We start from the raw sequence: 23,527 nt of genomic DNA, 5'->3' as shown, positions 1-23,527 counted from the left end.
CCATTGCCGCCGCGCGGCCCTCCACTACGTTAACGCGCCATGATCCCGCTCTCAGTTCTCGACCTCTCCGTCGTCACCACAGGAGCCAAGCCCGCCGCGGCGCTGCGCAACAGCATTGACCTGGCGCGCCATGTCGATGGTCTCGGCTATGTCCGCTACTGGCTCGCCGAGCATCACAATCTGGCCTCGGTCGCGAGCCCCGCGCCCGACGTGATGATCGGGCAGATCGCGGCGGTGACGAAACACATCCGCGTCGGTTCCGGCGGGGTGATGCTGCCCAACCACGCGCCGCTGGTGGTGGCCGAGCGCTTCAAGATGCTGGAGGCGCTGTTTCCCGGCCGCATCGATCTCGGCCTCGGCCGTGCGCCCGGCACCGATGGTGCCACGGCCTACGCGCTGCGCAGCCGGCTCGACCGCCGCGAGGGCGACGATTTCCTGGAGCGGCTGCACGAACTGATCCTGTGGGAGACCCGCGAATTTCCGTCAGGACACCCCTACAACAATGTCGTCGCGATGCCCGACGATACCAAGCTGCCGCCGATCTGGCTGCTCGGCTCCAGCGACTATTCTTCGGAGCTCGCCGCGCAAGTCGGCATGGGCTTCGCCTTCGCCCATCATTTCGCATCCCATGATGCGATCGATGCGATGGTGCATTACCGCAATCGCTTCCAGCCGTCTGCCTGGCGCGCGACGCCGCACGCGATCCTCGCGGTGGCCGCTATTACGGCGGAGACGGACGAGGAGGCCGAAAAGCTGGCAACGTCGTTCGACCTCAATCGCCTCCGCCGCGACCGCGGCCAATATCTGCCGCTGCCGAGCGTCGAGGAGGCGCTGGCTTATCCTTACTCCGATGGCGAGCGCATCTCGATCGCCCGAAATCGCTCGCGCCTGTTCGTCGGCAACCCGGCGACGGTGCAGAGGAAGCTGCAGCCGCTGATCGATGCGAGCAAGCCGGACGAGTTGATGGTGATCACCGCCGTGTACGACCACGAAGCGCGGAAGAAGTCATATTCGCTGCTGGCGGAAGCGTTCGGGCCGGCGAAGGCTGTGTAGAAGTTCTCGTGCCCCGGACGCGGCGCAGCACGCAGTGATGCGCTGCAGAGCCGGGGCCCATCGCAGACCTGTCAATCGCAGCTTCTGGGTCCCGGCCCGCGCTTCGCGCGTCCGGGACACGACATCAATCCTGCGTCTCGCTGAACGTCGCGCGGAAGGGGTGGCCCGGATAGACGCCGACGATGCGGAATTCGCGCGAGAAGAATTTCAGCTCCTCGATGGCGAAGGCGAGGCCCTTGTCTTCGGGGTGGCCATCGACGTCGGCGTAAAACTGCGTGGCGAAGAAATTGCCGTCGACCATGTAGCTCTCGAGCTTGGTCATGTTGACGCCGTTGGTCGCAAAGCCGCCGAGCGCCTTGTAGAGCGCGGCGGGCAGGTTGCGCACCCGGAAGACAAAAGTCGTGACCAGCGGCCCCGAGCCTTGCGCGGCCCATTTCGGCTCGCGCGCCAGCACCACGAAGCGCGTGGTGTTGTGGGCCTCGTCCTCGATGTCCTCTGCGAGGATGTCGAGGCCGTAGATCTTGGCGGCGAGGCGCGAGGCGATCGCGGCGACGGTCTTGTCCTTGCGCTCGGAGATGTCGCGGGCGCTGCCGGCGGTGTCGGCGTGCACGATCGGCTTGATGCCGAGCTTGCGGATGATGCGGCGGCACTGGCCGAGCGCATGCACATGGCTCTCGACGCTCTTGATGTCCTCGAGCTTGGTCCCCTTCACCGCCATCAGCTGGTGGCGCACTGGCAAGAACCATTCGCCGATGATGAACAGGCCCGAGGCCGGCAGCAAATGATGGATGTCGGCGACGCGGCCTGCGACCGAGTTCTCGATCGGGATCATGCCGAGATCGGCCTCGCCCGACGAGATCGCCGACAGCGCGTCCTCGAACGTGGCGCAGGGCATCGGCTCGGCGTCGGGATAGGCCTCGACGATGGCGATGTGGGAATTGGCTCCGGGTTCGCCCTGGAATGCGATCTTCATCTTGCTCATGTCTTGAAGTGCTCCTGGTCGGCCTTGTAGCAGCGGCTCAGGATTTGGAAAGGATGCTGCGCGCGGTTTCGAGATCGGGCGGCGTGTCGACGCCGCGGGGTACGCTGTCGACGATCATGATGTCGATGCGCATGCCGGCCTCCACCGCCCGGAGCTGCTCCAGGCTCTCCTGTTTTTCGAGGGGGGAGGGCGGCAGCGACACGAAACGCTCCAGCGCGGCGCGGCGATAGGCATAAAGGCCGATGTGGTGGTATCGCGGTCCGTTGCCGTATGGGGCGGTGGCGCGGGTGAAATAAAGTGCACGCAACCGTTTCGGCCCGATCGGCGAGCCGATCGCCTTCACCACGCTTGGTGCGAGGTCCTCCTCCTCGGTGTGGATCTGCGAGGCCAGCGTCACGATGTCGACCGCGGGATCGTCGAAGGGGGGCAGCACCTCGCGGATGGTCTGCGGCGTGATGGTCGGGAAATCGCCCTGGAGATTGATCACGATCTCGGCCTTGCCCTCGGGATCGAGCTTCTGCATGGCCTCGTGGATGCGGTCCGAGCCGGAGGGATGGTCGGCGCGGGTCATCACCGCCTCGCCGCCATGGGCGGTCACGACCGAGGCGATCTCGTCGGTGTCGGTGGCGACCGCAACCCGGCCGATTGCAGCGGCCTCCGCGCGGCGCAGGACATGCACGATCATCGGCAGGCCCGCGATATCGGCGAGCGGCTTGCCGGGCAGGCGGGTGGCGGCCATGCGGGCCGGGATCAGCACCAGGATGCGGGGATCGATCATTGGTTCAAGGAGCTTGGGTTCAAGGGCCTGGAAATGGAGCGTTTTCCGCGCCGAGAAATGGGTGGGGACGGGTTCGAAGCCGGGTCGCTTATACGGGTTGCCAGACCCCGGGCAAACCGATATCTCAGTGGCAAAACTCGGGGAAACAACAAGGAACGTTCTGATTCTCCCGAGGCTCGTCCTGGCGGCCGCTTGGGCCGCTGTTTCCTTCTTGCGGTGTGGGGCCTGGCCGGAAATGGACTCTTTCGAACTCAATAAAATCATGGGTGCCGTGCTCGGCACCTGTCTCATCCTGCTGGTGACGAGCTTCACCGCCCAGGCGCTGTTCTCCCCCAAGATGCCGGAAAAGCCGGGTTTCGAGATCGCGGTGAAGGAAGACGCCGGCCACGGCAAGGAAGGCGGCGGCGCCGCGGCCTCCTCCGAGCCGATCGAAAAGCTGCTCCAGACCGCCTCCGTCGAGAAGGGCGCTGCCGCCGCCAAGAAGTGCGGCGCCTGCCACACCTTCGAGAAGGGCGGCCCGAATCGCGTCGGTCCGAACCTCTATGGCGTCGTCGGCGAGGCCAGGGGCCAGGGCCGTGGCGGCTTCAACTTCTCGGCCGCGATGAAGGGCAAGGGCGGCACCTGGACCTTCGACGACCTCAACAAGTTCATCGCCAATCCGAAGGGCTTCATCCCGGGCACCGCGATGGGCTTCGCCGGTATCCCGAAGGATTCCGAGCGCGCCGACGTCATCGCCTATCTGAACTCGCTGTCGGAGCATCCGCAGCCGCTGCCGACGGCGTCGAAGTAAGGCCTTCAAGAATCAATTTTGGAAGATGCGGCCAGGCTGAAAAGCCTGGCCGTTTCCTTATCCGGACCTCGCGGGCTCGTTATCGGGGCTTTTGGCCGCATCCGAGAGGCCGTCCGGCCTTCCAACATGAGGAAAAAGCAACATATTCCGTCGAAACCTCGCCTATATTGGGACCTTAAAGGAGTAGCCTCCTTCCAAGACAGGACTGTTGATTTGGCCATTACCCGACGCGATCTCCTGCTCACCGGCACTGCGGCCGCAGCGCTTCCCGTCCTCGGTTCCGTGGCGGGCGTTCCCGTCATCGGTGCGGCCGCGGCGCAATCGGCCAGCGAGCCTTCCAATGGGCTGACTTGGCGCCATGCTTTGTCGTTGTTCGGCAAGGTCAAGTATCCCGCCGACTTCAAGCGTTTCGACTACGTCAATCCGGAAGCGCCGAAGGGCGGCGTCGCGCGCCAGATCGCCGTCGGCACGTTCGACAATTTCAACATCGTGGTGTCGGGGGTGAAGGGCCAGGTTTCCGGGGCGGTCGCGTTCATCTACGAATCCCTGCTGACCCCTGCGCTCGACGAAGTCTCGACCGAATATGGCGCGCTGGCCGAAGCCGTCAGCCACCCGGACGATTTCTCCTTCGTCACCTATCGCCTGCGACCGCAGGCCAAATGGCACGACGGCAAGCCGGTGACCGTCGAGGACGTGATCTTCTCGCTCAATTCCTTCAAGACGTATCACCCGATGTATTCGGCCTATTACAGCCATGTCGTGAAGGCCGAGAAGGTCGGCGAGCGCGAGGTGAAGTTCACCTTCGACGCGCCGGGCAACCGCGAGCTGCCGCAGATCGTGGGCCAGCTCACGGTTCTGCCGAAGCATTGGTGGGAGGGCACCGACGCGCAGGGCCGCAAGCGCGACGTCTCCGCGACCACGCTGGAAGTGCCGCTCGGCTCGGGGCCCTACAAGGTCAAGGAATTCGTGGCCGGTCGCTCGATCGTGCTGGAGCGCGTCAAGGATTATTGGGGGCGCGATCTGGCTGCCAATGTCGGCCGCAACAATTTCGACGAGTTGCGCTACGAGTATTTCCGCGACGCCACCGTCGCGATTGAGGCCTTCAAGGCCGATCAGGTCGATTGGCGCACCGAGAACAGTGCAAAGAACTGGGCGACGGCCTACGATTTCCCGGCTGTGGCCGAAAAGCGCGTGATCCTCGAGGAGTTCGCCAATCGCAGCTCGGGCGTGATGCAGGCTTTCGTGCCGAACCTGCGCCGCGCCAAGTTCAGCGATCCGCGCGTCCGTCGTGCGCTCAACTACGCCTTCGACTTCGAGGAGATGAACAAGCAGATCTTCTACGGTCAGTACAAGCGCATCAGCAGCTATTTCGACGGTATCGACGAGCTCATGGCGACCGGACTGCCGCAGGGCAAGGAGCTCGAAATTCTCGAGACTGTTCGTGCTGAAGTGCCGCCCGAAGTCTTCACGACGGCCTACACCAATCCGGTCGGCGGCAGTCCCGAAGCCGTGCGCGACAATCTCCGCGAGGCGCTGCGCCTGTTCAAGGAGGCCGGCTACGAGGTGCGCGACCGCAAGCTGATCGACGTCAAGACCGGCGCACAATTCTCGCTTGAATTGCTGAACCAGGATCCGAGCTTCGAACGGGTCACGCTGTTCTACAAGCCGTCACTGGAGCGGCTCGGCATTGCCGTCAGCGTGCGGACGGTCGATCCGACCCAGTACGAGAACAGGACGCGCGAGTGGGATTTCGACGTCGTCACCAACTCCTGGGGCGAGTCACAATCGCCGGGTAACGAGCAGCGCGAGTTCTGGTCGTCCAAGTCCGCCGACATCGCCGGCTCGCGCAATATCTCGGGTATCAAGAATCCGGCGGTCGACAAGCTGATCGAGCGGTTGATCTACGCCAGGGATCGCGACGATCTCGTCGCGGCGACCAAGGCACTCGACCGCGTGCTGCTGTGGAATAACTATGTCGTGCCGCAGTGGACCTACACCAAGGTGCGCACCGCGCGCTGGGATCGCTTCGGCCGGCCGGCGGAACTGCCCAAATACGGCCAGTCCGGCTTCCCGTTCATCTGGTGGTACGACGCAGACAAGGCGGCGCGGATCGCAAAGAAGTCGTGAAGGACATTGCCCGCATGACGCAGCTTTCACGCCGGCATGTGCTGGTCCTGGGTGCGGGCGGTGCGTTCGCCGCCGCCCTGTCGCGTGGCGCGGTGGCGTCGGAAGGGCCGGCCGAAGCCCACGGCATCTCCGCCTTCGGCGATCTGAAATACCCCGCAGACTTCCATCATTTCGACTACGTCAATCTCGATGCTCCGAAGGGCGGCACGTTCTCGCTCATCCCGTCGGTGCGCGCCTACAACCAGTCCTACCAGACCTTCAACTCGCTCAACGCCTTCATCCTGAAGGGGGACGGCGCGCAGGGCATGGACATGACGTTCGTGCCGCTGATGGTTCGTGCAAACGACGAGCCTGACGCGATGTACGGGCTTGCCGCCAAATCCGTGCGGATATCGCCCGACAAGCTGGTCTATCGCTTCACGATGCGGCCCGAGGCGAAATTTCATGACGGGACCAAGCTCACTGCCCACGATGCGGCGTTTTCACTGACGGTGCTGAAGACCAAGGGCCACCCGCTGATCATCGTGCAGATGCGCGACATGGTCAGCGCGGAGGCGATCGACGATGCGACGCTCGTCGTCACCTTCGCCAAGGGGCGTGCACGCGACGTGCCGCTCTATGTCGCGAGCCTGCCGATCTTCTCGAAGGCGTATTATGCCTCCCGCCCGTTCGACGAGTCGTCGCTGGAGATCCCGTTGGGCTCGGGCCCGTACAAGGTCGGCAGGTTCGAGGTCAATCGTTACATCGAGTTCGAGCGGGTGAAGGACTGGTGGGCCGCCGATCTGCCGGTTTGCCGCGGCAGCTACAATTTCGATGTCGTGCGCTACGAATTCTATCGCGACCGCGATGTCGCCTTCGAGGGTTTTACCGGCAAGAACTATCTCTACCGCGAGGAGTTCACCTCCCGCATCTGGGCGACGCGCTACGATTTTTCGGCCGTCAAGGATGGGCGCGTCAAGATGGAGGTCGTGCCCGACGACACGCCGTCCGGCGCGCAGGGCTGGTTCATCAACACGCGTCGCGAGAAGTTCAAAGATCCGCGCGTGCGCGAGGCCCTGATCAACGCGTTCGACTTCGAATGGACCAACAAGACCATCATGTACGGTGCCTATGCCCGTACGGTGTCGCCGTTCCAGAACTCTGACCTGATGGCGAGCAGTGGGCCTCCGTCCCCGGAAGAGCTGAAGCTGCTGGAGCCGTTCCGCGGCCAGGTTCCCGACGACGTGTTCGCGGCGCCCTTCACGCCGCCGGTCTCCGACGGCTCCGGGCAGGACCGCAGCCTGCTGCGCAAGGCGCAGCAACTGCTGACTGAAGCCGGCGTACCCATCAAGGACGGCAAGCGGGTGCTGCCGAACGGCGAGGTGTTCAGGATCGAGTTCCTGCTGGACGAGCCTTCGTTCCAGCCGCACCATGCGCCCTACGTCAAGAATCTGGGCACTCTCGGCATCGAGGCGAGCGTGCGCGTGGTCGATGCCGTGCAGCACAAGGCGCGGCAGGAAGATTTCGACTTCGACATGACGATCCAGCGCTTCAGCATGTCGGCGACGCCGGGCGATGCCATGCGGGCGTTCTTCTCGTCGCAGGTCGCGAACACCAAGGGCTCGTACAATCTCGCGGGTGTCGCCAGCCCGGCCATCGACGCCATGATCGAGAAGATCATGGCGGCCGACAGCCGCGAGGAACTGACCATCGCCTGCCGTGCCTTCGATCGCCTGTTCCGCGCCGGCCGCTATTGGGTGCCGCAATGGTATAACAAGACGCACCGGCTGGCTTATTGGGATCAGTTCGGCCATCCCCAGAAGCTGCCGCGTTACGCCAACGGCGTCGGTGCCCCCGACATCTGGTGGCATGATGGCGCCAAGGCGTCCAAGCTCGAGCAGGCGAAATAATCATGAGCGCCTATATCGCCCGCCGTCTCCTCCTGATGATCCCGACTCTGCTCGGAATTCTCTTCGTGTCCTTCGTCGTCGTGCAATTCGCGCCGGGCGGTCCGGTCGAACGTGTGATCGCGCAGCTCTCGGGCGCCGACACCGGCGGCACCTCGCGCATTTCGGGCGGCGGCGATTTTGCGCAGCGCGCGCCGGGCCAGGTCGGCGCCGGCGGCGATTCCATCAACTCCAAATATCGCGGTGCGCAGGGCCTCGACCCTGATTTCATCAAGAAGCTTGAGGCGCAGTTCGGCTTCGACAAGCCGGCACCGGAACGCTTTCTGCTGATGGTGTGGAATTTCGCCCGCTTCGATTTCGGCAAGAGCTATTTCCGCGACGTCAGCGTGCTCCAGCTCATCAAGGAGAAGCTGCCGGTCTCGATCTCGCTTGGGCTGTGGCTGACGCTCCTGACCTACCTGATCTCGATCCCGCTCGGCATTCGCAAGGCCGTGAACGACGGCGCGCGGTTCGACACCTGGACATCGTCCGTGCTCGTGCTCGGCTATGCCATTCCCGGCTTCCTGTTCGCCATCCTGCTGATCATCCTGTTTGCCGGCGGCTCGTTCTTCAACTGGTTCCCGCTACGCGGACTGACCTCGGACGGCTGGTCGCAATTTCCGTGGTACTGGAAGATCATCGACTATTTCTGGCATCTGACGCTGCCGCTGATCGCCATGGGGTTAGGTGCGTTCACCACCATGACGTTCCTGACCAAGAACTCGTTCCTGGACGAGATTCGCAAGCAATACGTCATGACCGCCCGCGCCAAGGGCTGCAGCGAGAACCGGGTGCTCTACGGCCACGTCTTCCGCAACGCGATGTTGATCGTGATCGCCGGTTTCCCCGGGACCTTCATCCACGCCTTCTTTTCCGGCTCGCTCCTGATCGAGACCATCTTCTCGCTGGACGGGCTCGGGCTGCTCAGCTTCGAGAGTGTGCTCAACCGCGACTATCCCGTGGTGTTCGGCACGCTCTACATCTTCTCGCTGGTCGGACTCGTGATCAATCTGATCTCCGACCTGACCTATATGTGGATCGACCCCCGGATCGATTTCGAGGCACGGGAGGTCTGATGACGATCACCGCGCCGACGCCGATTGAAACCACAGCGAAGTCGCCGCTCGGCGACGCCGTCCCGATCACGCGCAAGCCGTTCGAGCCATCGCCGCTGAACAGGCGGCGGTGGCAGAACTTCAAGGCCAACCGCCGCGGCTACTGGTCGTTCTGGATATTCATCATCCTGTTCGTGGTCTCGCTGTTCGCCGAGCTGATCGCCAACGATCGGCCGTTCCTGATCAAGTTCGACGGGCGCCTCTATTGGCCGGCCTTCGTGACCTATTCGGAGACGACCTTCGGTGGCGATTTCGAGACGGCGGCGGACTATCGCGATCCGTATTTGCAGAAGCTCATCAAGGACAAAGGTGGCACCATCGTCTGGCCGCTGATCCGCTACTCCTACGACACGCACAATCTCGACCTGCCGACACCCGCGCCGTCGCCGCCGACCTGGATGCTGACCGAGAAGCAATGCCAGCCGGTGGTGGAGAAGAAGGGGCTGAAGAGCTGCCGCGACCTCGAATACAATTGGCTCGGCACTGACGATCAGGGCCGCGACGTGGTGGCGCGGCTGATCTACGGCTTCCGCATCTCCGTGCTGTTCGGCCTTTGCCTCACCATCGTCTCGTCCGTGATCGGCATCGCGGCGGGGGCGGTGCAGGGCTATTTCGGAGGGCGGGTCGATCTCATCTTCCAGCGCTTCATCGAGATCTGGACGGCGATTCCCTCGCTCTATCTTCTCCTGATCCTGTCTTCGGTGCTCGTGCCCGGCTTCTTCGTGCTGCTCGGCATTCTCCTGCTGTTCTCCTGGGTCTCGCTGGTCGGCCTCGTGCGGGCCGAGTTCCTGCGCGGACGCAACTTCGAATACATTCAGGCGGCGCGGGCGCTCGGCGTCTCCAACCCGGTCATCATGTTTCGCCACCTGTTGCCGAACGCGATGGTCGCGACCATGACGTTCCTGCCGTTCATCGTCTCCTCGTCGGTGATGACGCTGACGGCGCTCGATTTCCTCGGCTTCGGCCTGCCGCCAGGATCGCCTTCGCTCGGTGAGCTCCTGTCGCAGGCCAAGGCCAATGTGCAGGCGCCCTGGCTCGGCTTCTCCGGCTTCTTCTCGGTCGCGATCATGCTGTCGCTCCTGATCTTCATCGGCGAAGCCGTGCGCGACGCCTTCGATCCGCGCAAGACGTTCAGGTAGGCCCATGGACGCGATCAACCAGCCCCTGCTCAGCGTGCGCGATCTCTCGGTGGCCTTCCACCAGGGCGGCGCCACGACGCTCGCCGTCGACAAGGTCTCGTTCCAGATCAAGCGCGGCGAGTGCGTCGCGCTGGTCGGCGAGTCCGGTTCCGGTAAGTCGGTCAGCGCGCTTTCGATCCTCAAGCTCCTGCCGTATCCGAACGCCTCCCATCCCTCGGGCAGCATCCGCTTCAAGGGGCAGGAGCTGATCGACCAGTCCGAGCAGCAGATGCGGGAGATCCGAGGTAGCGATATCTCCATCATCTTCCAGGAGCCGATGACCTCGCTCAATCCGCTGCACACGATCGAGGCGCAGATCGGCGAGATCATCCAGCTGCACAATCCCACCAGCAATGCCGAGGCGCGCAAGCGGACGCTGGAGCTGCTGACGCAGGTCGGCATTCCCGAGCCCGAAACGCGGCTGAAGAGCTATCCGCACCAGCTCTCCGGCGGCCAGCGTCAGCGCGTGATGATCGCGATGGCGCTCGCCAACGAGCCGGACCTGTTGATCGCGGACGAGCCGACCACGGCGCTCGACGTCACCGTGCAGGCGCAGATCCTGGCGCTGCTCGCCGAGATCCGTTCGCGGCTCGGCATGAGCCTGCTGTTCATCACCCACGATCTCGGCATCGTGCGCCGCATCGCCGACACCGTCTGCGTCATGAAGGGCGGCGTGATCGTCGAGCAGGGGGCGGTCGAGCAGGTTTTCAAGAGCCCGAAACATCCCTATACGCGCGACCTGCTCGCGGCCGAGCCCAAGCCCGATCCGGCGCCGCCGCAGCCGGATGCGCCGGTGGTGATGTCGGCCGATGACCTGAAGGTGTGGTTTCCGATCAAGCGCGGCCTGATGCGCAAGACGGTCGGTCACATCAAGGCGGTCGACGGCGTCAGCGTCGCCGTGCGCAAGGGCGAGACCCTCGGCGTCGTCGGCGAATCCGGCTCGGGCAAGACCACGCTGGGGCTGGCGCTGCTGCGATTGATCTCCTCGAACGGCCGCATCGTGTTCCTGGGGAACGACATCCAGGGCCTGCGCTTCAAGGAGATGCGTCCCTTCCGGCGCGACATGCAGATCGTGTTCCAGGATCCGTTCGGCTCGCTCAGCCCGCGCATGTCGGTCGCCGACATCATCGCCGAAGGCCTCTCCGTGCATCAGCCGAAGCTGTCGGGCGAGGAGCGCGAGGCGCGCGTCGTCAAGGCGCTCGAGGATGTCGGGCTCAATCCGGATACGCGTTTCCGCTATCCGCACGAATTCTCCGGCGGTCAGCGCCAGCGCATCAGCATCGCGCGCGCGGTGGTGCTGGAGCCGGATTTCGTGGTGCTGGACGAGCCGACCAGCGCGCTCGACATGCTGTTCCAGGCGCAAATGGTGGATCTGTTGCGCGAGCTTCAGCGCAAGCGCGAGCTCACCTACATGTTCATCTCGCACGATTTGCGCGTCGTCGCCTCGCTCGCCAGCCACCTCATCGTGATGCGCGGCGGCAAGGTGGTCGAGGAAGGCCAGGCCGCCGAGCTGTTCAAGAACCCGAAGACGGATTACACGCGCGCACTGTTCGCGGCCGCGTTCCGGCTGGAGACGGCGGGCAACGGGGCAGTGGCGACGTAGCCCGCCATTCCAGGCGCGCGAGCAGAACTCTCAATTTTGGCCAAGTTGGCTTCACCCGGCCAGTCGCGTTGATTTACGCGGCGCGCTCCTTGTCGGACCGTTCCTCGGCTCCTGTTGCAGTTTCTTCCAGCTTCTTTTCGTAGCTGGCCTCGAGCCTCTCGATGCTGTCGGCCCACATCCTCAGCATTGAGACCTGAAAGTGCATCATCGGCTTCAGGGCATTCATGCCCATTGCTGTCGCGGCGGCGATGCGCCGTTGCGGCTCGCTCGCGAAACGGTCTGCGTTGGTGTTGTCTGCCATGCTGTTCGCTCCTTCCCTGGTATTGTTGCCCAAAGCTATCTGCCGGGCTGTGAGCTGCGTTCTTCCAGGCGCTCGGCCAAAATCTGATCTGCCGCGAGCCGCGCACATTGGTCGTCGTGCAATTCGTCCAGCTTTTTCAAGTAGGCAACTGCAGCTATCTGCAGGAGATCGAAGTCATCTTCGCCGGTGTCGCGAAGATTGGAAATGTAGCGGTGGAGGGCGGTGCGCCTGTCATCATTCTCGCTGATGCCGCTGTGGACCAGCAAGTAGCTCCGCCAAGCGAACGCACAGGCGCCTTCTCTGGCATGAGAACTCATGCGCACCTCCCAAAGCCAGAGAAAGACTGACGATGCTTTTCGTTCCGCGAATCTCTCAGATGTAACGTTGTTCCGTAGCTGCACCGCACGGTGCCGGAAGCCGGGGGGGATTGCCCTTCTGGTGCCGGGGGGCCGCGTCAGTGTTCCTGGAACGCGGGCATCTGCGCTGGAGTGTCGCAGTGGGCTCTCACAAATATATCGGTTTCCGCGATAATATTCCCGCATCAAGCCCATTGCGGAGCCGGCGATGGCTTCAAAGCTGTCTTCGGCACTTTCGCCTTGCTGTTGCTTGGTGCGACGGTGCTTTTGATCGCAATTCGAGCGCCTGCATGGCTGTTGTTGCTGCTCGGCTCTTTTGCGCTGGCGGTGCTGTATATCGTTGCAAGAACGAGGTCGCGTTACGATCCGCTCGATCCGCGCTTCGGCAGTTGCATCCCCCCGATCTACAAGCCGAAGCCTGGCGCCGGAAATCTGTCCAGCCACGATGGTGACGTCTGATCCACGCGGCGAATTCGAGACGACCTATAGCCGCTTGATCGCCGCGACTTCGCTGCCGGCCTGCCTGATCCGCGCGATGGCAGGCTCGATCGGCTCGACCACCGTCGCCATGTGATGCGCGTTGGCGTGAACCATGGTGTGGCCGTCGCGGACGATGGCGACATGGCCCTTCCAGAAGATTAGGTCGCCGCGCAGCAAGCTGCCTCGCTCGTGCGGTTCCAGCGCGCGGCCGAGGCCCGCCAGCTGCATGTCGCTGTCGCGTGGACAGCCGATGCCCGCTGCCGTCAGCGACACCTGCACGAGACCCGAGCAATCGATGCCGAGGCTGCTCTTGCCACCCCAGAGGTAGGGCGTGCCGACGAAGCGTTCAGCGACGGCAACGAAATCCGGCTCACGATGATCGAGCGGGGCCAGATGCGTCTTCGGCACGAAGCTTCCGTCGCGCGTCACGGCGAAGCTGCCGTCGTCGCGCACCACGGCAATGCTCGATCCCAGAACCAGCGTGGCGGCCGGCGGCAGCTTGATCGAGGGACCCGGGAAGGTAAAGGTTCGCAGCGCGCTGACCTTGTGCGTCGGCGCGGCCGCCGGTTTCATCAGCGCTGCGTCGGGCAGCCAGCCGACATAGCCGTCGCCATTGAGCTGTCCCCAGGCCCAGCCTTCGCCGTTGCGATCGTAGATCATGACGCGCTCGCCGCGCAGCGCCTCTGTCATCAGCATCGCGCCCGAGGACGGCTGCTCGCGCACGGAAGCGATCGGCTCGACCACCTCGAACTCTTCACCCTCGACGAAGCGGTCCGCCTCGACCTTGCCTTCGAGATATTTCGCGGCGAGGTCGCCCCGCGCGGGCGTCAGTCGTGGATCGTATCCTGGATCACGCATAGCGCTCGCTCAGCAATGCGTAGATGGCGCGCGCGGCCTGGCACTCGCCGCCCTCGGGCCGCGCCGGCTTCGCCGACGGCGTCCAGCCGTAGATGTCGACATGCAGCCAGCTTCCGGCGTGCTCGACGAAGCGTTGCAGGAACAATGCGCAGGTGATCGAGCCGGCAAAGCCGCCCGATGGCGCGTTGGTGATGGTGGCGGTCTTGGAGTCCAGCCAGGCATCGTAAGGCGGCCACAGCGGCATGCGCCACAACGGATCGTTCTCCTTCACCGCGCAGCGCGCGACGTCGGCAGCCAGCGTCTCATCATTGGTGTAAAAGGGCGGTAAATCCGGTCCCAGCGCGACGCGCGCCGCGCCGGTCAGAGTGCCCAGATCGATCAGCAGATCGGGCTTCTCTTCGTCGGCCAGCGCCAGCGCATCGGCGAGCACGAGCCGGCCTTCCGCATCCGTATTGCCGATCTCGACCGTGATGCCCTTGCGCGAAGTGAAGATATCGAGAGGGCGGAAGGCGTTGCCGGCGACGGCGTTCTCCACCGCCGGAATCAGCACACGCAGCCGCACCTTCAGCTTCGCGTCCATCACCATGCGCGCCAGCGCCAGCACGTTGGCGGCGCCGCCCATGTCCTTCTTCATGATCAGCATGCCGCTCGACGGCTTGAGGTCGAGCCCGCCGGTGTCGAAGCAGACGCCCTTGCCGACCAGCGTCACCTTGGGATGAGCAGGGTCGCCCCAGCCGATGTCGATCAGCCGCGGCGCGCGGCTGGAGGCCATGCCGACGGCGTGGATCAGCGGGAAATTCGCCTTCAGATCCTCGCCGATGGTGCAGGCAAAGCTCGCGCCGAACTCGGCGGCAAGCGCTTGCGCGGTCGCGGTGAGCTCCTCCGGCCCCATGTCGTTGGACGGTGTGTTGATGAGGTCGCGTGCCAGCATCGCGGCATTCGCGATGCGATCGATCTCGGCGGCGTCGACGCCGCCGGGCGGCGCCAGGCGGACCTCGGGCCTGTCGGCCTTGCGGTAGCGGGAAAAGCGGTAGCACCCCAGTGCAAAAGCGAGCGCCGCCAGCCGCGCATCGTGCGGCGCATTGGCGAAGCGATAGGTCCCCGGCGGCAACAGGCCCGGCAGGGCGCCCGGCCGGAACAGGTCGCGCGATCTGGCCCCTGCGTCCTCGAGGCCGAACAGCACCTGCGCGATCGTACCGTCCGGCGCGGGCAGCGCGAGATAACCGCCGGGCTTGGCGGAATAGGCGCTGGCGGCCGCGAACTGCCGTTGCGCCGGCGGCAGGCTGTCGCGCACGGCATCCCAGCTCGACTTGGTGACGAAGGTGATGGGGATGGCGGTCGAGGACGTCTCGAAGACAGAGGGCATTGGCGGGTCCGGATCGTCAGGTCATGCGAACTCCAGAAGACTTCGCAAAGTTTTGCCGCGGCCGCAATCGGCTTTGCTGTCACCTGTCAGTGGGCCGCTACTCGCAGCAAGGTGGTCATGCTAGGTTCCGGCAATGGCCGCCAGGTGTACGAAAGATCGCCGGCGGCCGGAGGCGAGGCCTGCCGGGAGGAAATGCAATGGAATTTGTGTGGAGCGTGGTCACATTCATCGGCCAGGCCGTCGAGGCGATCTTTGGCTATGTCGAACATCATCATTGGATCTTCGCCTTCCTTGCCGGCGGCTACGTCTTCTATCTTCACGACCGCTCCGTCCACGCGCGCTTCGATGCGCTCGACAAGCGCGTCGACGAAATCCGCAAGCGGCTTGCCATCGAATATTGATCGGACGAAACGAAACCGCGGTGCGGCAGCTCCCGTATTCACGTTGAGAACTGCCGTTCACGAGAGCGCGGTCGCAGGGCTTTACTAGCGCTGCGGTTGTGGCATGATTGGTGGACATTTTAGATTGTGCTGTGCATTTCTGCGCGCATCGAGCGCAGGAATGCGATTGCCCGGGTGATCCTTGCCCGCGCTGAGACCGGCATCAAGCTAGTCGTCGACGTTATTTCTCTCATCGTTTTGAGCGGCGCAGCATTCGCAATGAGCGGCGCAAAATGGATAGATCGTTCGTTATCGCGCAGATATCCGACCTGCATCTGGACGGGTCAGGCCGGTTGCTTCCGACGGTCGAGGCGCTCGGCGCTGCTCTGCGCGAGAGGATGGCGGACTTCACCGACGTTCCCGATCGCATCCTGCTGATCACCGGCGATCTCGTCGACGACCCGACGCCGCGCGCGCTCGACGAAGCGCTCGCGGTGATCGCGTCCTTCCGGCAGACCGGGCTATTCACCGACATCCAGGCGGTTGCCGGCAATCACGACGTCAAGCGGGCGAGCCTGCGTGCGGGCCGTCACGACGTCTATGACTACCTGCATCTGCCGCGGACCTCGAAGAGCGTCTACTACCGCCAGGCCGGCCTCGATCTGGTGCTGCTGGATTCCAACCGCGCAAGCCTCATGACGCTGGCGAGCGGCAATATCGACCAGGGCTCCTACAGCGCCATGGTCGCCGGTTCCGCCCGGCTGAGTGTCGAGCTCGCAGGCAGTCTTGGATCGGCGGGACGCGCCGATCATTCCGAGCCGGCGGAAAACCTGGTGCGGGTGCTGGCGCTGCACCATCATCCGCTGCCGCAGGCGACCGGCGAAGCAAAGCGGTTTCTCGGCGTGCCGGATGAGCCGCTGATGTATCTCGCCGCGCCCGCCACCTTCCTCGAAGCGGCGACCTCGCTCAACGTCGACCTGGTTCTGCACGGTCACCGGCATGTCGAGGGACTGACCCGCTATTCGATTCCCGATCCGCGCGCGACGCGGAGCACGGGCAGTGAAGCGTTCTGGCGCACCATCTACGTGCTGTCCTGTCCATCCTCGACCGGGCAGGGCGGCGACGATGCCGGATTCAACATCATCCATTTTGGGCCGATGTCCGATGACGGCAGTTCCGAATATGGATTTGCAATCGCGCGCCATTCGCGGCCGCGCAATGCTGGCGGCTTCCGCCTGCTCGACTCGAACTTGCCGAACGGCGTGATCCGCCTGTCGGCAGGGCGGGATTATTCCCGCGATCCGGCCGTCCAGACGGCGATCGAGATCGCTTCAATCGCGACATTGAGGCGGGATCAGGTGGCGGTGCTGGCGCGCCGGCTCCTGATGCGCCGTGCCTTCTACGCCGACGGCGAGCCGGGTTCGGCGAATGCGCTCCACACCTATCTCGTCACCTCTCGGGCCTGGGCCGATCTCGAACGCAAGTTCTCGAGGTCGGCGCCCAGGCATGATGCCGACGCGATTGCCGCGGTGGCGCTGCTGCTGCGCCGGTTGGTCGAGCAATCCGCCGGCGTGCTTGCCATGGATCAGCTTCAGCTCGATGAACTCTTGGCGCGGCGTCTGGTCAGCCGTGAGGATCTCCGGCGCCAATGGCCGGGACTGCCGCACACGGGGACCGACGGAGAGGCACGGGTGCTGCAATTGCTGCGGGACCTGAACGAGCACATGAAGGTGCTCGGCCTCGATCTGGGGCTCGGCGGCGCGGCGCCGCCGCAGACACCGCCGTGGGGGCGCCGGTGTTAACCGGCTATTAGGGTTAACAGTCTATTGCTGGCGCGTTCGGCTCGATCCATCCGCTCGAGAGTCAAAGCGTCATGCGTCAACGGTTCAGTCCTGCCCGGCTTCTTGCGTCTGCCTCGCTCGTCGCGATGGTGGCGATCAGCCTCGGCGGCTGCACGGCAATGTCAAAGCTCTCCGATGTCACCGGCTCGATCGGGTCGACCGGGTCGCGCGCGGAAGCAGCTCCCAGCGATCCCGCGCGCGCCGTCGAAGTCTATGGCGAGCGCTACCGTGCCAATCCCAAGGACGCCGAAGCCGCGCTCGGCTACGGCCAGGCCCTTCGCGCCAACGGTCAGCGCGCCCAGGCCGCCGCCGTGCTCGAGCAGGCGACCATCGCCAATCCCGGCAACAAGGCGCTGCTCGCCCAGTATGGCCGGGCGCTCGCCGACAACGGCAACTTCCAGCAGGCCTTCGACGTGCTGTCGAAGGCGCATTCGCCCGACAATCCGGACTGGCGCCTGCTCTCGGTGCAGGGCACGGTGCTCGATCAGATGGGACGTCACGAGGAGGCGCGCTCCTATTACGCGAGCTCGCTGAAGATCGCACCGGGCGATCCCGGCGTGCTTTCCAATCTCGGCCTGTCCTACATGCTGTCGAAGGACCTGCCGAAGGCCGAGGAGGCACTGCGGCAGGCCTATGCCTCGCCGCGCGCCGGTAGCCGGGTGCGGCAGAATCTCGGCCTGGTCGTCGGTCTCCAGGGCCGCTTCGCCGAGGCCGAGACCATCGTGAAGGCGGACCTGCCGCCGGACCAGGCCGCGGCCAATGTCGCCTATCTCAAGGACATGCTGAACCGCAGCGAGGGCCCGCGCGGCGCGCCGAAGCGGACGCCGGTCGCCTCGCTCAGCCAGTCAGACTGATCCGCCCCCAGATCGCTTCGTTTCGACTTCACTGATGCGGACCGCGCGCGGTCCGCCTTTCGCGTCACTGGAGCTCGGAGATCTTGATGCCGGTCGGCCCGAGAATGACGACGAACAGCACCGGCAGGAAGAACAGGATCATCGGCACCGTCAGCTTCGGCGGCAGCGCGGCAGCCTTCTTCTCGGCCTCGTTCATGCGCATGTCGCGGTTTTCCTGCGCCATCACGCGCAGCGAGTGCCCGAGCGGAGTGCCGTAGCGTTCCGCCTGCTGAAGCGCGAGACACACCGATTTGACGCCCTCGAGCCCGGTGCGCCGCGCCAGGTTCTCGTAGGCCACCTTGCGGTCCTGCAAATAGGACAACTCGGCGGTGGTCAGCGCGAACTCTTCCGACAGCGCGATCGACTGGCCCACGATCTCGGTGGCGACCTTCCGGAACGCCATTTCGACCGACATGCCGGATTCGATGCAGATCAGCAGCAGGTCGAGCGCGTCGGGAAAGGCGCGCCTGATCGAGAGCTGGCGCTTGGAGATCGCGTTCTTGAGGAACAGCATCGGGGCCTGGAGGCCGGCATAGGCGGCGCCGATGCAGATACCGATCTTGACCGGCAGCGGCTTGTCCATGTGCGCGATCAGGAACACGTACAGGATCGAGCCCATGAACAGCACGAGCGGAGCGACCATGCGCGCAAACAGGAAGGTGATGTAGGGCGCCTGGCCGCGGTAGCCGGCCATGATGAGCTTGTCGCGGGCGGCTTCCTGCGCGAGCCATTTGGTAAGGTTGAAGTCCTCGACGACCTTGGAGACGATCTGCTTCGGCGTCTGGCGCAGCGAGACCTTTTCATTCTTGTTGAGGCGGTCGCGCTCGCGCTGCCGGATGCGTTCGCGTTCGCTTGCCACTGCCTTCATGCGCTTGGAGAGGCCTTCGCCGGCGAACAGCGGCATCACCAGCGTATAGACGGTGGCGCTGGCGGCGATGGCCGCCAGCAGCATGGTCATGAAGCGGACGTCATGAAGTTTCGAGACGAGAAATTCGACCATACGCCACCGTCAGAAATCGAAATTGATCATCTTCTTCATCACCATGATGCCGATCGACATCCAGATGACGCAGCCGACCAGCATGAGCTGGCCGGTAGGATGGGTCCACAGCAGCGAGATGTAGTGCGGCGTCGTGAGATAAACGAGGAACATCACGATCGGCGGCAGCGAGCCGATGATGCCGGCCGAGGCCTTGGCTTCCATCGACATCGCCTGGATCTTTTCCTTCATCTTCTTGCGGTCACGCAGCACCTTGGAGAGGTTGCCGAGCGCTTCGGAGAGATTGCCGCCCGACTTCTGCTGGATCGAGATGACGATCCCGAAGAAATTGGCTTCCGGCAGTGGCATCCGATCGTAGAGGCGCGAGCAGGCTTCGCCGAGCGGCATGCCGATCGCCTGCGTCTCGATGATCGCCAGGAACTCGCTGCGCAGCGGCTCGGGCGCGTCCGCAGCGACGACCTTGATCGATTCGAACAGCGGCAGGCCCGCCTTGATGCCGCGGACGATCACGTCGACGGCGTCGGGCAGCGCCTTCAGGAATTTGGCTTCGCGACGCTTCTTCAGGAAGCCGAGTGCCCAGCGCGGCAGGCCGAAGCCGCCGGCAAAGGCAAGGCCGGCGGCGCCGAGCAGGCCGCCGCCGACGAACATGGCGGCCGCGAACAGCACGCCCGCCACGACGGCGGACACGATCCAGAATTTCTGCGGTGTCCAGTCCAGCCCTGCCTGCGACAGGCGGACGCTGAGCGGAACGCTCTTCTCCTGCTGACGCCGTGCCTCGAGATCCTTCAGCGAGCTCTCGACCTGCTCGCGGCGCGTGCGCTGGCTCTTTTCGGTCTGCTTGGCCGCCGGCGCGTCGGCGCGCGCGATCGAGGCGCGGCGGTTTTCCGCCTGCCGTTCTCCTGACAGCAACGGATAGAGGAAGACCCAGGCGATGCCGCCGACGGCGGCGGTGGCGAGGAAGGCGAGGGCGAGGACCTGAATGTTCATGACGTCGCTGCCCCGCTCATTTCGTCGGCGCCACTTCCGCAGCGTCCAGCGCGGCGGCAAGGCGTTTCTCGTCGCCGTAATAGCGGGCGCGTTCCCAGAACTTCGGACGGCCGATGCCGGTCGAGCGGTGCCGGCCGATGATCTTGCCGTTGGCGTCCTCGCCGATCAGGTCGTAGACGAAGATGTCCTGGGTGATGATGGTGTCGCCTTCCATGCCCATCACCTCGGTGATGTGGGTGATGCGGCGCGAACCGTCGCGCAGGCGCGCCGCCTGGACGATGACGTCGATCGAGGCGCAGATCATCTCGCGAATTGTTCGCGACGGAAGGGAAAAGCCGCCCATCGTGATCATGGATTCGCAGCGCGAGAGCGCCTCGCGCGGATTGTTGGCGTGCAGCGTGCCCATCGAGCCGTCATGGCCGGTGTTCATGGCCTGCAGCAGATCGAACGCCTCGGGTCCGCGGACTTCGCCGACGATGATCCGTTCAGGGCGCATACGCAGGCAGTTGCGTACCAGCTCGCGCATGGTCACCTGGCCCTCGCCCTCGATGTTGGGCGGGCGGGTCTCGAGCCGCACCACATGGGGCTGCTGGAGCTGAAGCTCGGCGGCGTCCTCGCAGGTGATGACGCGCTCGTCGTGTTCGATGTAGTTGGTGAGGCAGTTGAGCAGCGTGGTCTTGCCCGATCCGGTACCGCCGGAGATCAGCACGTTGCAGCGGACGCGGCCGATGATCTGGAGGATCTCGGCGCCCTCCGGCGAGATCGCGCCGAACTTGACGAGCTGATCCAGCGTCAGCTTGTCCTTCTTGAACTTGCGGATGGTGAGCGTGGGCCCGTCGATCGACAGCGGCTGCACGATGGCATTGACGCGGGAGCCGTCGGCGAGGCGTGCGTCGCAGATCGGCGATGATTCGTCGACGCGCCGGCCGACCTGGCTGACGATGCGCTGACAGATGTTGAGGAGCTGCTGGTTGTCGCGGAAGCGGATGCCGGTACGCTGGATCTTGCCGGCGACCTCGATGTAGACGGTGTTGGCGCCGTTGACCATGATGTCCGCGATGTCGTCGCGCGACAGCAGCGGCTCCAGCGGACCGTAGCCGAGCACGTCGTTGCAGATGTCGTCGAGCAGTTCCTCCTGCTCGGCGATCGACATCACGATATTCTTGATCGCGATGATCTCGTTGACGATGTCGCGGATTTCCTCGCGGGCGGATTCCGAATCGAGCTTGGCCAGCTGGGCGAGGTCGATGGCCTCGATCAGCGCGCCGAAGATGGTCGCCTTGACCTCGTAATAATTGTCCGAGCGCCGGTTCTCCATGGGAGGCGGCGGCGGGGCTTTGATCGGGGCGAGTGGTGGCGAGGCGACGGCCGGCGGGGGCGGCGCGCGCGACATCGTCGGCGCCGGAGCCGGGGCAGGCTCTGGCGACACGGCGCCGGGCTTGGGGGCCCGAAGGTCGGTGTCTGTTCCGCTACGCTTACCGAACACTTAACGACTCCATGCGGCGGCTTATTTTCCCCGCAACTTCTCAATCAGGGGTGAAAGCAAGGACGACTTTTGTTTCTTCGTCTCGCTGCGACCGGTCAGGCGCTGGGCGATCTGGAGAAACATTTCGATCGACTTGTGGTTGGCGGAGATCTCCGCGATCATCTGGCCGTTGTTGGCTGCCGAACCGAAAATCTGCGGCTCGAACGGGATCGAGACGACCGGCTGGCTCTCGATCGCCTTGGCGAACTCGGTGGCGGCGATTTCGGGCCGCTTGGGGACGCCGACCTGGTTCAGGCAGTAGAGCGGCGGCCGGTCGTTCGGGCGCGAGGCCTTCAGCAGATCGAACAGGTTCTTGGTGTTGCGCAGATTGGCGAGGTCCGGCGCCGCCACGATCAGGATGTCGTCCGCGCCGATCAGGGCGCGCTTGGTCCAGCCCGACCACTGGTGCGGGATATCGAGCACGATGCACGGCATGGTGGAGCGCAGCGTGTCGAACACGGCATCGAAGGCGTCGGTGCCGAAATCATAGACCCGGTCGAGCGTGGCGGGCGCCGCCAGCAGGCTGAGGTGGTCCGTGCATTTCGACAGCAGACGGTCGATGAAGGCGGTATCGACGCGATCGGGCGAGAACACGGCGTCGGCGATGCCCTGTGGCGGGTCCTGATTGTAGTCGAGCCCGGCGGTGCCGAAGGCGAGGTCGAGATCGGCGACCACCGCGTCCATCGCGAGATCGCGCGCGATCGCCCAGGCGACGTTGTGGGAGATGGTGGATGCGCCGACGCCGCCCTTGGCGCCGACCACCGCGATGATGCGGCCGACCGCCTTGGCTTCCGGTGCGGAGAACAGGTTGCAGATCGAGCGCACGACGTCGATGGGGCCGACCGGCGCGAGCACGTAGTCGCTGACGCCGCGACGCACCAGCTCGCGATAGAGCGTGACGTCGTTGATGCGGCCGATCACCACCACGCGGGTGCCGGCGTCGCAGACCGTGGCGAGCTGGTCGAGCCCGCCCAGCAGGTCGTTGCGGCCGTCGCTCTCGAGCACGATCACGTTCGGCGTGGGCGCCGAGCGGTAGGCTTCGATCGCGGCCGCCATGCCGCCCATCTGGATCTTCAGGTGGGCCTTGCCGAGGCGGCGATCCTCGCCGGCCGACTGCACCGCGGCAGCGGTCTCCACGGTCTCGCAGAAAGCCTGGACCGAAACGCGCGGCGCCGGCGCAATATGCTCCTCGACCGGTGGGAGCGATGCTTCCGGCTGCTCTTCTTGGGACTGGCGAGCGTAGCTGATCATTTGCCGGTGTCGCTGAGTTTGGCCTTTTCGGCTTCAGGATAGATGACGGCCGTCGGAGTTCCCTTGCGATACTTCTCGAACGCGGCGGTGCGCCGCGTCGTGTAGGACGGCGATTCCGAACGCGGCTGCTCGAGGTCCGCCGGGTTGTCGACCATGGCGGCCATGTTGCGCTGATAGGCGCAGCCGAAATTGTAATAGTCCTTGTTCTCGAACCAGCTCTTGTTCTTCATCGAGGGGCCGATGTCCTCCGGCCACAGTCCGCAGGGACCCGCGACCGCGGCGATCTTGGAATAGGTCAGCCGGATCGGCGGCAGGAAGCGCTTGTCTGTCGGCTGGTAGGGGCGGGTGATGATGCCGCGCGGGGGAACGCCCGCGGCTGCCAGCATGGCCTGGATCTCACGCATCGACTCGGATGCCGGGCGCGCATTCGGCGTGCCGGACGGCACGTCGATATGGATGGCGCCGGTGCCTTCGTGCAGCCAGGCCGATGCCAGGCCCATCACGTCGGCGCGCTGGCCGGCGGTGAGCCCACCGCGCGCGTGGCCGACGAAGACGACGATCGAGCGGTTCTGCTCCTCGACCGCGATCGGGTGACGCTGCTTGTAGTCGTCGGGAATGGAGGCGGTCGCCACCTCGTCGTGCTGGCAGCCGCCGAGCGCAAGCGCGATGCCGACGAGCGCGCCGCCGAAGCCGATGGCGCGTTTGCGAAGCTGGGGTGGTCTTGTGATCATCTTGAAG

At 64.7% G+C, this 23,527-nt stretch carries 22 protein-coding genes; 11 read left to right on the top strand and 11 right to left on the bottom strand.

Translation table 11 applies throughout. The features are described from left to right. Window positions 1-39: 39 nt before the first annotated feature. Window positions 40-1,053, top strand: a complete 1,014-nt coding sequence (locus JQ603_RS16715) for an LLM class flavin-dependent oxidoreductase (protein WP_212341037.1) — start codon at window positions 40-42, stop codon at window positions 1,051-1,053. Between the two features lie 124 nt (window positions 1,054-1,177). Here the strand turns inward: JQ603_RS16715 and JQ603_RS16710 are convergent, their stop codons facing one another. Together JQ603_RS16710 and JQ603_RS16705 are read right to left on the bottom strand one after the other, a co-directional pair. Continuing rightward, complete coding sequence (locus JQ603_RS16710; protein ID WP_212341036.1) at window positions 1,178-2,035, bottom strand: prephenate dehydratase; 858 nt, start codon at window positions 2,033-2,035, stop codon at window positions 1,178-1,180. A gap of 37 nt (window positions 2,036-2,072) precedes the next feature. Next, window positions 2,073-2,813 carry a 3-deoxy-manno-octulosonate cytidylyltransferase gene (locus JQ603_RS16705; protein ID WP_212341035.1) on the bottom strand — a complete coding sequence of 247 codons (741 nt, stop codon included), beginning with the start codon at window positions 2,811-2,813 and terminating at the stop codon, window positions 2,073-2,075. 235 nt (window positions 2,814-3,048) lie between these two features. Between JQ603_RS16705 and JQ603_RS16700 the strand changes: the two genes are divergently transcribed. The 6 genes from JQ603_RS16700 to JQ603_RS16675 all read left to right on the top strand — a co-directional run bounded on the left by JQ603_RS16700 (window position 3,049) and on the right by JQ603_RS16675 (window position 11,551). Next, entirely contained in the window at window positions 3,049-3,603 is a 555-nt protein-coding gene (locus JQ603_RS16700; protein WP_212341034.1) for a c-type cytochrome, read from the top strand. 213 nt (window positions 3,604-3,816) lie between these two features. Continuing rightward, complete coding sequence (locus JQ603_RS16695; protein ID WP_212341033.1) at window positions 3,817-5,730, top strand: extracellular solute-binding protein; 1,914 nt, start codon at window positions 3,817-3,819, stop codon at window positions 5,728-5,730. A gap of 14 nt (window positions 5,731-5,744) precedes the next feature. Next, the gene (locus JQ603_RS16690; protein ID WP_212341032.1) at window positions 5,745-7,619 is read left to right on the top strand and encodes an extracellular solute-binding protein; all 1,875 of its coding nucleotides are present in this window, start codon (window positions 5,745-5,747) and stop codon (window positions 7,617-7,619) included. Between the two features lie 2 nt (window positions 7,620-7,621). Continuing rightward, entirely contained in the window at window positions 7,622-8,731 is a 1,110-nt protein-coding gene (locus tag JQ603_RS16685) for a microcin C ABC transporter permease YejB (RefSeq protein WP_212341031.1), read from the top strand. After that, window positions 8,731-9,909 carry an ABC transporter permease gene (locus tag JQ603_RS16680; RefSeq protein ID WP_212341029.1) on the top strand — a complete coding sequence of 393 codons (1,179 nt, stop codon included), beginning with the start codon at window positions 8,731-8,733 and terminating at the stop codon, window positions 9,907-9,909. The genes JQ603_RS16685 and JQ603_RS16680 overlap by 1 nt, the downstream gene beginning before the upstream one ends. 4 nt (window positions 9,910-9,913) lie before the next feature. Beyond that, the gene (locus tag JQ603_RS16675; RefSeq protein ID WP_212341027.1) at window positions 9,914-11,551 is read left to right on the top strand and encodes an ABC transporter ATP-binding protein; all 1,638 of its coding nucleotides are present in this window, start codon (window positions 9,914-9,916) and stop codon (window positions 11,549-11,551) included. A 73-nt stretch (window positions 11,552-11,624) separates the two neighbouring features. On the opposite strand, the gene JQ603_RS16670 is transcribed toward JQ603_RS16675, so the two are convergent. After that, window positions 11,625-11,852: a hypothetical protein gene (locus JQ603_RS16670; protein WP_212341025.1), complete on the bottom strand. Its 228-nt coding sequence runs from the start codon at window positions 11,850-11,852 to the stop codon at window positions 11,625-11,627. Window positions 11,853-11,887: 35 nt separating this feature from the next. Next, on the bottom strand, window positions 11,888-12,169 hold the full coding sequence (locus tag JQ603_RS16665; protein ID WP_212341024.1) for a hypothetical protein: 282 nt from the start codon (window positions 12,167-12,169) through the stop codon (window positions 11,888-11,890). 279 nt (window positions 12,170-12,448) lie between these two features. Here JQ603_RS16665 and JQ603_RS16660 point away from each other — a divergent pair, with 279 nt between their 5' ends. After that, entirely contained in the window at window positions 12,449-12,667 is a 219-nt protein-coding gene (locus JQ603_RS16660) for a hypothetical protein (protein WP_212341570.1), read from the top strand. A 24-nt stretch (window positions 12,668-12,691) separates the two neighbouring features. Here the strand turns inward: JQ603_RS16660 and JQ603_RS16655 are convergent, their stop codons facing one another. Next, entirely contained in the window at window positions 12,692-13,546 is an 855-nt protein-coding gene (locus JQ603_RS16655; RefSeq protein WP_212341023.1) for an NlpC/P60 family protein, read from the bottom strand. Then, complete coding sequence (locus JQ603_RS16650) at window positions 13,539-14,912, bottom strand: leucyl aminopeptidase family protein (protein WP_212341022.1); 1,374 nt, start codon at window positions 14,910-14,912, stop codon at window positions 13,539-13,541. The genes JQ603_RS16655 and JQ603_RS16650 overlap by 8 nt, the downstream gene beginning before the upstream one ends. 197 nt (window positions 14,913-15,109) lie before the next feature. Here JQ603_RS16650 and JQ603_RS16645 point away from each other — a divergent pair, with 197 nt between their 5' ends. The 3 genes from JQ603_RS16645 (at window position 15,110) to JQ603_RS16635 (ending at window position 17,987) form a co-directional block, all read left to right on the top strand. Further along, window positions 15,110-15,313, top strand: a complete 204-nt coding sequence (locus JQ603_RS16645) for a hypothetical protein (protein WP_183247077.1) — start codon at window positions 15,110-15,112, stop codon at window positions 15,311-15,313. A 272-nt stretch (window positions 15,314-15,585) separates the two neighbouring features. After that, on the top strand, window positions 15,586-17,094 hold the full coding sequence (locus tag JQ603_RS16640; protein WP_212341021.1) for a metallophosphoesterase family protein: 1,509 nt from the start codon (window positions 15,586-15,588) through the stop codon (window positions 17,092-17,094). A 71-nt stretch (window positions 17,095-17,165) separates the two neighbouring features. Further along, on the top strand, window positions 17,166-17,987 hold the full coding sequence (locus tag JQ603_RS16635; RefSeq protein WP_212341020.1) for a tetratricopeptide repeat protein: 822 nt from the start codon (window positions 17,166-17,168) through the stop codon (window positions 17,985-17,987). Window positions 17,988-18,051: 64 nt separating this feature from the next. On the opposite strand, the gene JQ603_RS16630 is transcribed toward JQ603_RS16635, so the two are convergent. From JQ603_RS16630 to JQ603_RS16610, 5 genes are read right to left on the bottom strand one after another with little or no spacing between them, the layout of a single operon-like run. After that, window positions 18,052-19,026, bottom strand: coding sequence for a type II secretion system F family protein (locus JQ603_RS16630; RefSeq protein WP_212341018.1), 975 nt, complete (start codon window positions 19,024-19,026; stop codon window positions 18,052-18,054). Window positions 19,027-19,035: 9 nt separating this feature from the next. After that, window positions 19,036-20,013 carry a type II secretion system F family protein gene (locus JQ603_RS16625; RefSeq protein ID WP_212341016.1) on the bottom strand — a complete coding sequence of 326 codons (978 nt, stop codon included), beginning with the start codon at window positions 20,011-20,013 and terminating at the stop codon, window positions 19,036-19,038. A 16-nt stretch (window positions 20,014-20,029) separates the two neighbouring features. Continuing rightward, window positions 20,030-21,499 (bottom strand): CpaF family protein, encoded by a 1,470-nt coding sequence (locus JQ603_RS16620; protein ID WP_212341014.1) that lies wholly within the window; start codon window positions 21,497-21,499, stop codon window positions 20,030-20,032. A 21-nt stretch (window positions 21,500-21,520) separates the two neighbouring features. After that, window positions 21,521-22,789 (bottom strand): AAA family ATPase, encoded by a 1,269-nt coding sequence (locus JQ603_RS16615; RefSeq protein WP_018646592.1) that lies wholly within the window; start codon window positions 22,787-22,789, stop codon window positions 21,521-21,523. After that, window positions 22,786-23,520, bottom strand: a complete 735-nt coding sequence (locus tag JQ603_RS16610) for a CpaD family pilus assembly protein (RefSeq protein ID WP_212341012.1) — start codon at window positions 23,518-23,520, stop codon at window positions 22,786-22,788. The genes JQ603_RS16615 and JQ603_RS16610 overlap by 4 nt, the downstream gene beginning before the upstream one ends. Between the last annotated feature and the right edge of the window lie 7 nt (window positions 23,521-23,527).

Origin of the sequence: Bradyrhizobium liaoningense (genome assembly GCF_018130825.1) — a bacterium.
In the GTDB taxonomy this organism is placed as follows: Bacteria; Pseudomonadota; Alphaproteobacteria; order Rhizobiales; family Xanthobacteraceae; genus Bradyrhizobium; species Bradyrhizobium liaoningense_B.
The sequence above is the reverse complement of the archived record's forward strand: the minus strand, read 5'-3'. Positions and strand labels throughout refer to the sequence as shown.